Origin of the sequence: Bradyrhizobium sp. CB2312, assembly GCF_029714425.1 — a bacterium.
Taxonomy (GTDB): Bacteria; Pseudomonadota; Alphaproteobacteria; order Rhizobiales; family Xanthobacteraceae; genus Bradyrhizobium.
On record NZ_CP121668.1, the window covers coordinates 8,118,491 to 8,132,443 of the forward strand.

The 13,953-nt window shown below is 59.0% G+C and carries 8 protein-coding genes and 3 pseudogenes; 9 read left to right on the top strand and 2 right to left on the bottom strand.

Annotated features, from left to right (window positions below):
- The first annotated feature begins 241 nt into the window (after positions 1-241).
- A complete protein-coding gene (locus QA642_RS39220; RefSeq protein WP_283081658.1) occupies positions 242-1,423 on the top strand; it encodes a M20 family metallopeptidase in 1,182 nt (393 codons plus the stop codon).
- A 579-nt stretch (positions 1,424-2,002) separates the two neighbouring features.
- Here the strand turns inward: QA642_RS39220 and QA642_RS39225 are convergent.
- On the bottom strand, positions 2,003-2,899 hold the full coding sequence (locus QA642_RS39225) for a LysR substrate-binding domain-containing protein (protein WP_283081659.1): 897 nt from the start codon (positions 2,897-2,899) through the stop codon (positions 2,003-2,005).
- A 147-nt stretch (positions 2,900-3,046) separates the two neighbouring features.
- On the opposite strand from QA642_RS39225, the pseudogene QA642_RS39230 reads away from it, so the two are divergent.
- The 3 genes and pseudogenes from QA642_RS39230 to QA642_RS39240 all read left to right on the top strand — a co-directional run.
- Positions 3,047-4,271: pseudogene (locus QA642_RS39230) on the top strand (VOC family protein); the annotation flags it as partial.
- A gap of 237 nt (positions 4,272-4,508) precedes the next feature.
- Positions 4,509-5,735 (top strand): pyridoxal phosphate-dependent aminotransferase, encoded by a 1,227-nt coding sequence (locus tag QA642_RS39235; RefSeq protein WP_283081660.1) that lies wholly within the window; start codon positions 4,509-4,511, stop codon positions 5,733-5,735.
- Positions 5,736-5,963: 228 nt separating this feature from the next.
- Positions 5,964-7,628, top strand: coding sequence for a thiamine pyrophosphate-binding protein (locus QA642_RS39240; protein ID WP_283081661.1), 1,665 nt, complete (start codon positions 5,964-5,966; stop codon positions 7,626-7,628).
- Between the two features lie 130 nt (positions 7,629-7,758).
- Here the strand turns inward: QA642_RS39240 and QA642_RS39245 are convergent, their stop codons facing one another.
- A complete protein-coding gene (locus QA642_RS39245) occupies positions 7,759-8,610 on the bottom strand; it encodes a LysR family transcriptional regulator (RefSeq protein ID WP_283081662.1) in 852 nt (283 codons plus the stop codon).
- 232 nt (positions 8,611-8,842) lie between these two features.
- Here QA642_RS39245 and QA642_RS39250 point away from each other — a divergent pair.
- From QA642_RS39250 to QA642_RS39270, 5 genes and pseudogenes are all read left to right on the top strand, one after another.
- Positions 8,843-8,983 (top strand): annotated as a pseudogene (locus QA642_RS39250) (acyl-CoA dehydrogenase); the annotation flags it as partial.
- Between the two features lie 9 nt (positions 8,984-8,992).
- Positions 8,993-10,211: pseudogene (locus tag QA642_RS39255) on the top strand (CaiB/BaiF CoA-transferase family protein).
- Positions 10,212-10,922: 711 nt separating this feature from the next.
- Entirely contained in the window at positions 10,923-11,537 is a 615-nt protein-coding gene (locus tag QA642_RS39260) for a Xaa-Pro peptidase family protein (RefSeq protein ID WP_283081663.1), read from the top strand.
- Positions 11,504-12,100 (top strand): M24 family metallopeptidase, encoded by a 597-nt coding sequence (locus QA642_RS39265; protein WP_283081664.1) that lies wholly within the window; start codon positions 11,504-11,506, stop codon positions 12,098-12,100. Before QA642_RS39260 ends, QA642_RS39265 begins: the two co-directional genes overlap by 34 nt.
- A 765-nt stretch (positions 12,101-12,865) precedes the next feature.
- Positions 12,866-13,909: a hypothetical protein gene (locus QA642_RS39270; RefSeq protein WP_283081665.1), complete on the top strand. Its 1,044-nt coding sequence runs from the start codon at positions 12,866-12,868 to the stop codon at positions 13,907-13,909.
- The last annotated feature ends 44 nt before the right edge of the window (positions 13,910-13,953 follow it).

Genomic DNA, 13,953 nt, shown 5'->3' on the forward strand with positions numbered 1-13,953 from the left:
GTGAGCCAAAAGACGTAATGGACGTTTGCGGCAGTATCGCGCTTGGCTGAAGGTGAGCTGTTCGCATCAATTGGATGGGATCGAGCCATGGCTGATTTCTGCGATGGACTTCTGCGTCAGAGTTGAGAAAACGCCTCACAAATGCACCCTTGCCAGGCAGTTAGCCGATCTTCTTCCTTGAGCCAGTGTAATCTTCGGCTGAAAGGAGCGCCGGTCGAAGGGCGTGGTGGAGGCAAGCCGAATGAACAGCCGCAGCAACACGTTCATATCCGATGCCGAGCGCGACGCGGTGATCGAGCTGCGCCATGCCATGCATCGCGAGCCTGAGCTTTCCAATGCGGAATGGAAGACGCAAGAACGGATACGCAGCGTGCTGGAGCGCTTCGGCCTCAGGGGCATCAAGGTCTTCCACAATACAGGCCTCTATGTCGACATCGAGGGCACTGCCTCGGGTCCAAAGCGATCGATTGCGGTGCGAGGCGACATCGATGCGCTGCCAATCAAGGAGGCGCGAGACGATCTGCCCTATCAATCCCAGATCAATGGGGTCATGCATGCCTGCGGCCACGACATGCACGGCTCGATCGCGCTCGGCACCGCGCTCGCATTCCATCGAATGCGGGACAACTTCGCGGGTAGGGTACGCGTCTTCTTCCAGCCAGCCGAAGAGGCTGAACCTCTCGGTGGTCAAACGGTGGCAGACGAGAGGCTGCTCGAAGGCTTCGACCGAGCCGTCGGCTTTCACGTCAGTCCGGAAATTCCGGCTGGCAAATTCGGTGCCCGTGAAGGTGCGGTAAGCAAATCTGCCGACCAGTTCACGCTCACCATCTCTGGCAAAATGGCCCATGGCGCCGCACCACATAAGGGCATCGACGCGATCTCCATCGCTGCCGCCTTTGTCAATGAGGTACAGAAGGTAGTTTCGCGCGAAATGCCTGCCGACGACGGCGCGGTCATTACGGTGGGCACTATTCATGGTGGGACCGCCGCCAACATCATCTGCCCCTCCGTTGTCATGAAGGGCACTATTAGGACCCGCAGCCCGGACCGCCGTGCGTTGCTGTCGCAACGTGTGCGCGAAGTAGCCGACGGGGTCGCCGCCATGCACCGCGGCCAGGCCGACTGCGTCATCCGCACCGGCGAGCCTCCCGTGATCAATGATTCCGACATGGTCAAGCGCTTCCGGCAAATCGTTCATGAGAGTGTTGGTCGCGACGCCTTCAATGATAGGAAAGAGATCGCGGGCAGTGACGATTTCGGCTTCTACTCGGCATGCGTGCCGTCGATCTATTTCTGGTTTGGCAGTCGCGCGCCCGGCAACGAGTCGCATGTCCACACGCCGACATTTGGAGCGTCGGACGACCTCATCATACCAACGACTGAGCTCACGGTCCGCTACCTCCTCGATTTCCTGAACTCGTAGGTCGATCGCAGCCGTAGGCCGATTCTGAGCAATGCCCGCCATCGAGCCGCTCAACTTGATCAACCTGTCGCCATCCTGTGTGAGAGGAGCTCATCTCCCACAATCCTCCGAGTTCGTTCGCCATAATGTCTCCCCCGCGACGAACGCTCGCTGGGCTATTTTTCGATGCCGATCTGAGCGCTCCAGTGGCTTCTTACTAATCGCAACATGATGGGCTTGGTGAACTGTGAACACGGCAATCTATAGCGGTCCTGTATTCGAAAATGGCAAGGCAGCAATTCGAGCGGGTCGTGGATCACCTGCGAATTCCGGAAATGGACAGGAGCGTCATCATGACGCGGCGATATGGTCGGTTATCCTTCCAGGTTCTTTCCAGGCATCCTCAGGATGAGCAGCCAGATGCGAGGTGGCCGGAATCGCGCATGAGTGCTCCGCCATCATCGAAGTTTCGCGCACTTACGCACCCGATCCTTTAGCAGGCCATAGTCGGCTCAGGATCGAAGTATGGGAAGCGTGCGAGTTTCACTTTCAGCTTCTGCATCTCTTGGCTCACATCGTAGCCATTGAACGCAAAGCTGTTCATCGGTCTGCAGCGCTTTCCGCGAGCACCCAATCCCGGAATGCGATAAGGGGGGGATGGCTCGATCGCTCAGTTGGCCATACAAGGTAATAGCGCTCAGCACTTTCAATTGGCAGGTCGAGAGCGCGAACAAGCTTGCCATTCGCTAGCTCATCCTGAATGAGGAAGGTCGGTAGCAGAGCAACACCGACGCCGGCCATCGCGGCCTGGGCGGCGGTCGCGAACTGGTCGAAATACATCATCTGTCCGGATCCGCCCACGATGTTCTGGGCCGAGAACCACTGGTCCCAGGCGCCCGGCCGCGTCGAGATGCCGAGCAGGGGGGCTTTCTTGAGGTCGCCCGCTGCACAAAAATCATACTGGTTCTTCAGCTTGGAGCTGCAGGTGGGGACGACCTCTTCAGAGCGCAGCAAGGCCATCTCAGCGCCGGGCCAGTCCCGCGGGCCAAAATGAATGGCCGCATCCAGTGCGTCCGTCCTGAAATCAAAATAGGTCAGGCGCGTTGCAAGGTTGATGGTGATGCCCGGATGCTGCGCGAAGAAGAGGGGAAGTCGCGGCGCCAGCCAACGCGTGCCAAAGGTCGGCAGGATCGCAAGATTGAGGGTCCCTCCCTTGGGATTGGCGCGAACGTTGAAGGAGGCTGTGCTGATCTTCCGTAGCGCTTCGCGGATTTCGCGAGCGTAGGCTTCGCCGGCCGCGGTCAATCGGATGCTCTGGCGTTCGCGTGCAAAGAGCTCGACCTCGAGCAATCCCTCCAGGAGCTTGATCTGCCGGCTGACCGCGCTCTGGGTGAGGCTGAGCTCCCGGGCCGCCAAGGTGATACTGCTCATTCTGGCGGTGGCCTCAAAAGCGGCCAGCAGAGCGGTCGAAGGCAGAAATCGGCGGGGCATATGCATGTTCATTCCGCATGAGAATGATCTCAGGACAAAAGATCGTTTGATTGCAGTGAAAACACAACAATAATCTCTGGTCGGACATACCAGAGCGGCATGGGTCCTGGCGGAAGTCGTTGGATGCCGAAGAGTCCAACACGGAGCGATTTGATGACTGAGCGGCAAGCTCATCCTGATGACATTCGCGACCTGTTCTCACGCGCAATGTCCGACATGTATCGCGCCGAGATTCCGCAATATGGGACCCTCCTGGCGCTTGTCGCTGACGTCCTTGGCGTCGAGCGTCACGGCGTCATCCGGCTCGGCACTGCGCAAGAGTTGTACGACATTCGTCGTCTCTTCGCGGTTCTGGGCATGGACCCCGTGGGCTATCACGATCTTTCGGTGGCCGGCGCCCCCGTTCACTCAACCGCCTTTCGCCCGATCACGGAAGATGCTCTCCGCCGAAATCCCTTCTGGGTCTTCACGCCCCTGCTTCGGGTCGACTTGATCGAAGACCTCGCCCTTCGCGCCGAGGCCGCGGCGATCCTTGCCGCTCGGCGGGTCTTCACGCGGCGTGTCCTCGAGCTAGTTGGAGTGTTCGAGGCAGAAAGGGCGCTGACGCTGTCGGAAGCGCAAGAGTTCGCGCGCGAGGCATTGGAGACCTTTCGTAGGCACAGTGACCCAACCGTCTATTTTGCCACTTATAGGAAGCTCCATAGCGCGCTTCGCCTGATCGCGGACATTGTCAGCTTCGAGGGCCCGCACATCAATCACTGACGCCGCGCACTTTGGATATCGATGCCCTCCAAGCCGGCATGCCAGGACGCGGCACCGCTCCCAAGGCAATCATTGAAGGACCGCCGCGTCGGAACTGTCCGGTTCTGTTGCGCAAGAACAGCTTCAAGGCGCGCGAGGAGCGCATCGTCTTCAGACAAAGCACTCAGAAGGTTACGGCAGGCACTGCGCTTTTTGGCGAGATTAAGCAACGTGGCGGCGCGATGGCGGCAAAGGGACGCAAGTTCTATGATGAGTTGCTCGCGTCGGTACGCCGAAATGTTCAAAACGACCCTGCGGGTCTGAACGCGTCGAACTACGAGTCGAGCTCTCGGTGCGCTTTCGTTCATTGCCGCACGATTGGGGTGGTGGACTGCATTCCAAGGGGCTTGGCTTCTTGCTATTCGGCAACTCCGGCCGGGCGGGCATCGACCCGCCCGGGCGCGGCGGCAACCGTCTATGAACTGGTCAGGGAGTTTTTCTGCAATTTCAGCTCATCGTGTACGAGGACTTCCTACCCGTCAGCGCAGCCGGCATCTTCCAGTCCAATCTCGGCAACAACGAGAAGAACTACGCCGCGCAATCCAACCGGGCGCAGTTCGAAACCGTACTTGGTGCGGTGTCCACGACGAAGTCGAGTTCTATGCGCAGGCAGAGAGGGCTTCGGCAGCAAGCGTTGAATCAAATCGGAGCGACCCAAATCGCCTTTGCCTGAGCAAGAGTCTTGAAAGACACAAGACCCGATCCAGCGCAAGGAATGGGGATATGCGCCAGCCCGCGAGCGCGGCCATTTCGCTCGTAGTTGGCCGCTCGCTCAGAACGCCAACTTTGATGTTCTCTGATCAAGGATTACAACGTGAAGGCTTTAGTTCAAAACCCCCAATTTCGCTTGGCGAGCCGTCTTGCATCAATCGGAGTGTCGCAGATCCTGAGGATCACAGCCCTTGCGAGCGATCTTAAGCGAAACGGCAAAGATGTTATCGTTCTCGGCACGGGAGAGCCTGATTTCGACACGCCGGAATATATCAAAGACGCAGCGAAGTGCGCGATGGATAACGGCGCAACAAAATATACCGCGCTGGACGGCACGCCCGAGCTGAAGGCCGCGATCTGTGCCAAGTTCAAGCGGGACAATGGCCTTGAGTTCGCGCAGAACGAGATCACAGTATCGGCCGGCGCTAAGCAGGTCCTGTTCAACGCCATGATGGCTACACTCGAACCTGGCGACGAGGTAATTCTCCCCACCCCGTACTGGGTGAGTTATGCTGACATCGTGCTAATCATGGGCGGAAAGCCGGTGTTCGTGCCATGTCAAGAAGCGAATGGCTTCCGCCTGACCGCGGACGATCTCGTGCGGGCGATCACGCCGCGTACGCGCTGGGTGATCTTCAATTCACCGTCCAATCCGTCCGGCGCGGCCTATTCGGAGGCAGATTACCGGCCCATCCTCGACGTGTTGCTGGCGCACCCGCATGTATGGCTGATGGTGGACGATATTTACGAGCACATCGTATACGACGATTTTCGTTTCGTCACACCCGTCGCGCTCGAGCCTTCGCTACGCAATCGGACTCTCACGATCAACGGGGTTTCCAAAGCCTATGCCATGACAGGCTGGCGAATTGGTTACGCCGGCGGCCCACGCGCCCTCATCCAGGCAATGGCCGTTGTTCAGAGTCAATCAACTTCCTGTCCTTCGTCAATCAGCCAAGCTGCCGCCATTGCGGCGCTTAATGGTTCCGCGGACATCGTCACGGAGCGGTGCCGATCCTTCCAGGCGCGGCGCGACTTGGTCGTTAGATCCTTAAACAAGATCGAAGGTATCACCTGCCGGGTGCCCGAGGGCGCGTTCTATACCTTTGCCGGCTGTGCGGCACTGATCGGAACGACGACGCCGGATGGAGAATGCATCAACAGCGATATCGATTTTGCGGAATATCTTCTGCGCAGCGTTGGTGTTGCCGTCGTTCCGGGTTCGGCTTTCGGGCTCGCGCCGTATTTCCGGATCTCGTACGCCACATCCGCGAGCCAGCTCGAGGACGCATGCCAGCGAATCACCCTTGCGACAAGTCAGTTGTCCTAGTCTCATACTGATTGTCACATATTCGCGCTTCTCACCTTTATGAAGGTACTTGCCGGAGCGCGCACCATAGTTGGATGATCGACGCCGATACAATCTTCTTGTCGTCCAACAACAGGTCGCCTTCCATTGTGCCGAGGGGGGTGCGATTTTGTCCATCTTCTCCATGCTACTTCCGTCAGACAACAATTGCGCGAAGCGCTCGAACATATTTCCATGGAGAGAGCCGTCATGACCATCCGCAACACCCGCACCGGGGGCCAGATCCTGATCGATCAGCTCGTCGCCCAAGGCGTCGAGCGCGTCACCTGCGTGCCGGGCGAGAGCTATCTGGCGGCGCTCGATGCGCTGCATGACAGCCCGATCGATGTCGTGATCTGCCGCGCCGAAGGCGGCGCTGCGATGATGGCGGAAGCCTATGGCAAGCTCACCGGACGCCCCGGAATCTGCTTCGTCACCCGCGGTCCCGGCGCGACCAATGCCAGCCACGGCGTCCACATCGCGATGCAGGATTCGACGCCGATGATCCTGTTCGTCGGCCAGGTCGATACCGGCATGCGCGAGCGTGAGGCGTTCCAGGAGCTCGACTACAAGGCGGTGTTCGGCTCCATGGCGAAATGGGCGGTCGAGATCGATCGGCCCGATCGTATCCCCGAGCTGGTCGCGCGCGCCTTCCGTGTCGCGATGCAGGGCCGCCCCGGTCCCGTCGTGATCGCGCTGCCGGAGAACATGCTGACCGAAACCGCCGCCGTTGCCGATGCCATGCGCATCGAGCCGGCCGTGAGCTGGCCGGCGCCATCAGATCTCGAGCGCGTCGGCGCGATGCTCGCGAGCGCCAAGGCGCCGCTCGTCATCCTCGGCGGCTCGCGCTGGACTGATGAAGCGACCAAGAGCATCGCGCGCTTTGCCGAGCGGTTCGGCCTGCCGGTCGCGACCTCGTTCCGCCGGGCCTCGCTGATCGATGCCGATCATTCGCACTACGCCGGCGATCTCGGCATCGGGCCGAGCCCGGGCCTGAAAGCACGCATCGACAATGCCGACGTCGTTCTGCTGATCGGTGGCCGCATGTCGGAGATGCCGTCCTCGTCCTACACGCTGCTCGAGATTCCGACCCCGCAGCAGAAGCTGATCCATGTGCATCCGGGCTCGGAAGAGCTCGGCCGCGTCTATCAGCCGGCGCTGGCGATCCAGGCGACGCCGGCCGCGTTCGCCGCCGCGGTCGAGACGCTGAAGCCGTCAGGCGCGGTTGCCTGGAAGGGCGAGGCGGCGAAGGCGCACGCCGATTACCTCGCCTGGACCGACAAGGCGCGCGAGCTGCCGGGCACGTTCCAGTACGGCCAGGTCATGACCTGGCTGCGCGACCGCCTGCCGAAGGACGCGATCGTCTGCAACGGCGCCGGCAACTATGCCGGCTGGATCCATCGCCATCACCGCTTCCACAGCTTCGCCGCCCAGCTCGCGCCGACCTCGGGCTCGATGGGCTACGGCGTGCCGGCCGGCGTGCTGGCCAAGCGTCAATATCCGGATCGCGTCGTCGTCGCCTTTGCCGGCGACGGCTGCTTCCTGATGAACGGGCAGGAATTCGCGACCGCCGTGCAGTACGACGCGCCGCTGATCGTGATCGTCGTCGACAATTCGCAATACGGCACCATCCGCATGCACCAGGAGCGCGACTATCCCGGGCGCGTCGTCGGCACCCAGCTGAAGAACCCCGACTTCGCGATGTATGCGAAGGCGTTCGGCGGCCATGGCGAGCGGGTCGAGCGCACCGAAGAATTCGCGCCGGCGTTCGAGCGGGCGCTGGCCTCGGGCAAGCCGGCGATCCTCCACTGCATCATCGATCCACGCGCGATCTCGGTCGGCAAGGATTTCGTGCCGCAGGCGAAAGCACGCTGAAGCTGGATCCAAGGCCCGTGGAACCTCGATCGTTGCCAGTCCATCGCTCTAGGCTCGCCTGGCTCGGGCACAATGTCTTCCCGCCTCGAGCGGGCTCGCGATCTCCCCTGTGATTAAGTGGCCGACACGATCACGCGCCGATGTCGTCCGTCAGTGAACGGTTCGACTGGGCAAACAGGCTCGAAAGCACCATCGTGACGCTGCTCGCAGCCATGGAAGGGGGCGTCTTGGACGAGCGCGCCAGGTAGATCGACCTTTCGATGCGTGGCTCCGCTATCGGACGACACTTCAGGCGCGCGGAAATCGATCCGTGTTCGGCCACTCGCGCAGAGAGCACGGTATATCCGATGCGTTCAGCGACCAACGATTTTATGTTCTCCAAAGAATCGATTTCCATGACTACATTGGGCCTGTGGCCGTGCCGGGATGCTGCCCGCTCAACCTCCTCTCTCAGCCCGTGCGGACGGCCTGGGAGGATCAGGGGTAAATCGAACAGTGCCGATACAGGCATCTCGCTGCACGAGGACACCGCCTCAGCGCCTTCAGCTCCCACCAGGTTCAAGTGCTCTCTGGCGAGCAGCTCCTTCGAAATTCCCGAGATGATGTTGCTGCCGAACACGAGCGCCAAATCGAGCTGGCCTGCCAGCAGCCATTGAGACATATGACCCGACAAGCCTTCTGCGATACGAAGTCGGATGAGCGGGTACTGGCGGCGGATCGTTATTGCAAGCGGTACCGTCAACGCGATGCCGAGCGAAGTGGGCATTCCGACGATCACACTGCCCGACGGTTCCGCTTCTATACCTCGCACCTCTTCTGCGATTGTCCCTATATCGGTCAGAACCGACCGGGCGCGGCTGGCAAGCCTAACCCCGCTCTCTGTCGGCACGATGCCCCTGGGGGTGCGGTGAACCAGACTGCAGCCCAGTTCCTTCTCAAGCCGGTTCAGATGAAGACTGATGGCCGATTGGGCAACATGCAATCATCAGCCGCCCTAGCAATAGACCCGTGTTCCACGATACCAACGAAATATCGGAGCTGACGAAGGTCCATGGACGAACTCTCAGGGTGGGTGACACGCACATTTGCGCCGTTTGCAAAACGTACCGATCGCGCAAGAGCGGGTAACAATCCAGCTAAAACTCCGGCAAGGACTTCTTACCGGGAGCGATCGGAGCAATCATTAAGTGCACCCACAATATTGGTTTCACCCCGGCGGCAACGGGATCTCCGACGAATTCCACGTCATCAGACACGTGATGAACCTCGAAGCGGTGAACACCTACGAGGGTACGCACGACATCCATGCCCTCATCCTCGGGCGGGCGCAGACTGGCATCCAGGCCTTCAACTAGGAGTCCCAAATGAGCGGGTGCCTGAGCGGGCTTCGCGTCCTGGACCTGAGCCGTGTTCTTGCGGGGCCGTGGGCCGGACAGATACTTGCCGATCTCGGTGCCGAAGGTATTAAGATTGAGCGTCAGTAGGAGATGACACCAGGGGTTGGGGGCCAGCCTTCCTCACAGACGGCGCGGGCCGCCCAACATCGGAAGCTGCGTACTTCCTTTCATGCAATCGCGGGAAAAAGTCGGTCACCATCGACCTGAAAGATCCGGCGGGGCAAGAGCTGGCGAAGAAGTTGGCGACGAAATCCGACTTCCTGATCGAGAACTACAAGGCTGGGGGACTGGCCAACTACGGACTCGCCTACGAAGATTTACGCAAGCTGAACCCCGGCTTGATCTACTGCTCAATCACCGGTTTCGGTCAGACTGGCCCGTACAAGGATCACGCCGGCTACGACTTCATGATTCAGGCTATGGGCGGTCTCATGAGCGTTACGGGGCTTCCGGATGGAGTGCCTGGAAGTGGTCCCGTGAAGGCGGGAGTCGCCGTGACTGACTTGTTCACAGGAATGTACGCGACTGTCGCGATGCTTGCTGCGCTCGGACATCGGCGACGCACCGGTGATGGACAGCATGTCGACCTATCGCTCATGGACGTTCAAGTCGCAACTTTGGCCAACCAGGCTCAGAACTATCTGACGTCTGGGAGAATACCAACCCGGCTCGGCAATGCCCATCCAAACATCACGCCATATGAGACATTCCCGACGTCCGATGGTCAGATGGTCCTTACGGTCGGCAACGATGGGCAATTCGCCAGGTTCTGCGCTGTGGCCGGCCGACCCGATCTGTGTGCGGACCCAAGATTTGCGACCAATGCGGCCCGCGTGCAGAACCGCGGCATCCTCATCCCACAGCTCGGATCACTGACGTCAAGACACTCGACCGATCACTGGCTAACGGTTCTGCAGGCCGCTCGCGTCCCTTGCGGACCGATCAACACATTGGACCGGGTCTTCGACGATCCCCAGGTCAGACGCCGTCAGATGTGCGTGAATGTGGCTCATCCTTTCGGAGGCGCCTTCGCCTCGTAGGCTCTCCAATGAAGTTTTCGGCTACGCCAGTTTCCGAGGCTCAGGCGCCCCCGGTGCTTGGACAACATACCGAGGAGCTTCTTTCCGAGCTGTTGGGAGTGCCGAAAGATGACATCGAGACACTGAGACTCCGTGGAATCATCTAGTCGCGGTTGCGCTTCCTACGGATCCATCCGGGAGCAAAGGCGCGGAGCTTTTCACACTAGGCTCACCTTCTCGCCTCGGTCTTCAGGCATACGCATGGCTTGATAGATCTACATCACCCATGATCGCCTGCAATTTTGAGACTGGCCGAAAGAGTCGGCGGCCAACTTTACGTGAGTCTCCGCTTGTCGCACCAGTTCCATCGGCGAGCTTTGACACTCTGTGGCCTTGATACGCTTTTGGCTGACTCCGAACTCCTAACCGCCGGGCCGGGTCGTAACCCCTTCAAAGAGCTGCAGTTACTCGCTATCGTTTGCAAGATGCGAGGCAGGTCCCTTCCATCACAAACCAAGAGATCTAGTTCGACGTGAACTGCCTCTTAACATTGCCTTGATGGCGACAACTCGATAGTCACGATGCCCACTGACCAGCCAACTAATTAGACAGCTATTTGCCGCGCAGGAATTGTATGCCTGGCAGCTATTCCAAGCAGGAAAACGGCGGGGCGATGCACTAAGCTCGACCACAGAGAAGCGATGAATGAATTCGCGCGCGGCTCAGCCGGGAAATAGCCGAGGTGGTCGCCTCAACTACCGCGGACAGCTCTTGGACGGCAACCCCTCACAACGACACTCTGTCCTAATGGCTAGGTCTGATCTCATGCGAGCATGCGACCACGTACCTAGTCAATCAACATCTGGAGCTACAGCAGAATGCAAAAGCCACTTCCATTTGAACAAGCCGAATTCGCAGCACGCTTGACGGCGGTAAAAAAAGAAATGGCCAAGAGGGGGATTGACATTCTTCTTCTGTCTGAGCCCCCCAACCAAAATTACCTAACTGGCTATGATAGCCTCTCGTTCTACACGCCTCAAATGGTGGTCGTAGCGCTCTCTCACGAAGAACCCGTGTGGATCGCGCGATTCATGGAACGGCCGCAGGCAATGATGGGAACTTATCTTGCAGCCGAGAATATCCGGACCTATCCGGACGAGTATGTAAACTCGCACGCTGGTTTGTCGGCATATGACGTTGTGGCCGATATCGTAAAAGAACTCGACGGTGAAACGGCGCGAATTGGCGTGGAGATGGGAGGCTATTATTATTCCGCGCGCGCACACGCAGATCTTGTGCGGGCTCTGCCCCTTGCAACGTTCGTAGACGCCGACCTGCTCGTCAATTGGATCCGGATCGTGAAGAGTCCGGCCGAACTTGTTTGCATGCGTCAAGCCGGCCGCATCGCCGATGCGATGATAAAACGCGGCGTCGATACAATCGAGCCCGGTGTACGTGAATGCGACATTGCGGCGTTTATCACCAGCAGATAGCGGGTACCCCAGAATTCGGAGGAGGCTATGACAGCTCCTGTCTGTTCTTTGGTGCGGGCGAACGCGCCCTTGCGCCACATCCGACATGGACCGACGATCCGTTGCCGGCGTCAACAACCGTCTATATGGAAGTTCACGGAGTTCGTCTTCGTTATCAAGTCAATCTCGCTCGCACAATTGTCGTCGGAAAGCCTAGTCCCGCTTACCAGAAATTCACGGAGATTGCGGTCGAAGCTCTAAATGCGGGCCTCGAAAGCGTCCGTCCCGGTCGTACATGCTCGGAAGTCCATGCAGCGTACGCCCAATCGCTCGCGCGTCATGGATATGAAAAAGAGGCGAGGCTCGGCTATCCTCAAGGAATAGGCTATCCACCCGCATCAGCTGAGCGTACGGCCAGTTTGCGGAAGGGAGACAATACTGTGCTTAAGCCGGGTATGTGCTTCCACATGATGGCTGCCCTCTGGCTGGAGGACAAGAGCGTCTGCATCACGCAACCCTTCGCCGTCACTGAGAACGGTTTTGAGCCCTTGACCTCGACGCCCCGCAGCCTGATTGTCAAATAGCCAATTGCGAGCATTCCACGCTGGTGCCGCTGCAGCAGGGACTTGGCCCTAGATCAACCGCTTCGAAGGTAATTTTCAAATCGGAGAGGACTTTGCGCTCTCCACGGGGCTACTCGACTGTCCGTAGGGAGCTGGCACGCCTATCGGCTTGAATGGGCTGCCATTTGGAGAAGGGCCACACGGATCAAGTGTCTGACTGCGAGTGAATTGAAAACGTCAAGGCAAATCCAGGAATCGAAACGGCTCACCTCACCGTGAGCACAGGAAAAGAGGTCGGCTCACCAACTGTTAGCAGTTTCGGGCTCCCAGCCCGAGCAGCAATGGTTCGAGAGAATGGCTGTCCCGGCGCAGTCTTCAATTCCAAGCTGCTGGCGGAACGCCTTGCGATCATTTTCAAGATGGGTTCTACTCCGCCTAGGATGCCCGCCGGCTTGATCTGGCCTGCGACGTGCCGTAACCCGCACTGGGGCGCTGGCCTGAAGACGCTGAACTTCAAGAACGTTCCGGTCTCCGCATCAGCTTATCGTATGGGCTCAACGAGGATTACGTCGTGTCGTGCTCACGAGACGGAAAGCGTGCGCCTTGCGAGATAGGAAGCAGAATTTCGGCAACGCTAGGCCTGACATTGAGGAAATTCGGCTGGGAAGGCAAAGTAATATTCGTGTGATCTGATAGTGGATTCGGTATCAAGAGGCGAACCGGATGTTCTGCGCTGCTTGGCCCCAAATATGGGGGGATCTTGCGTCCACACGGCGAGGTGCCGCGGTGTTCCTGGACAAGCTTGAGAGCATCTGGGCAGCAAGCAGTCGACAAAACTGGGCCGCAAAGTGGATCAAGATCGGCGATGCTCAGTGCTTGCTTTGTGATCTGAATTTCAAAAAGGGAGCATTCACTGAGGCAACCGAGGCTTGGCTTAGCGCGCTGACCGCCTTCGAGGTCGCCAGGCGGCTAATCGATGAAGATGATGAACTAAGCGAAGAAATTTCGGCGAAGGTCGAATTTGGCATTCAGAGATTCGGATCCTGCCTGAAGAAGGTGGAGCGGGTAAAATTCGCCTGTGTTGATCAAGGCGAATTCGAAGCCTACTTCTTGCCCGGCGCCAAATCCGATGAACGTAGCCCGGCGGTCATTTGCATCAGCAGGGAAGAAGAGACACGGGCGAGATTGCTCGGAAGGCTCTTGCCCGTGGCAGTTGGCCGCGACATTTCACTCCTCGTTGTCTGTCACGACGACTTCTCAAATCACTCGCCCGGCCAACCGGAAAACTTCTTTTCTTATTGTGTGGATTACCTGTCAGCGAGGTCTGACGTGGATGCCGCTCGGATCGGCGTGTATGGAGAAGGATTATCGGCTGCTCTAGCCACCGATTTCGCTGTGTTTGATCACCGGATCGCTGCGGCGGTCTGCGACGGTGGCCTTTGGAATTGGACTTCAACTGTGGCATCTGTCAGCTGGATGGCGGGGACAGCCGATATCGTAGACGAGGACGTCCAGTCGATCCGTCGTTTGCGGTTCGCGCGACATTTGAAATGTCCGGTCCTGGTGGTTGCTGGGGGGCGCGGCATGGTCAGCGCCTCGGAGGCGATGAACCTGCAATCCGACTGCACCGCTGCGCGCGTCGACCTGGAGGTGGCCGTATCACCGGCGGCGCAGACCCCCAGGGGGGAGATCGAAAACTTCGTCACCTCGGACGATTGTATATTTGGATGGCTCGAAAACAAGCTCGCGGCGGTTCAGATTCGCAGGCATGGCGGCCGGTATAAAGGTGAAGACCTCGCCAACGCTGTCGATATTCGGGGTGTCCCATAATTAGGTCGCCTTAGTGGTGCTCCTTCTCGAGGGGGCCATGAAAG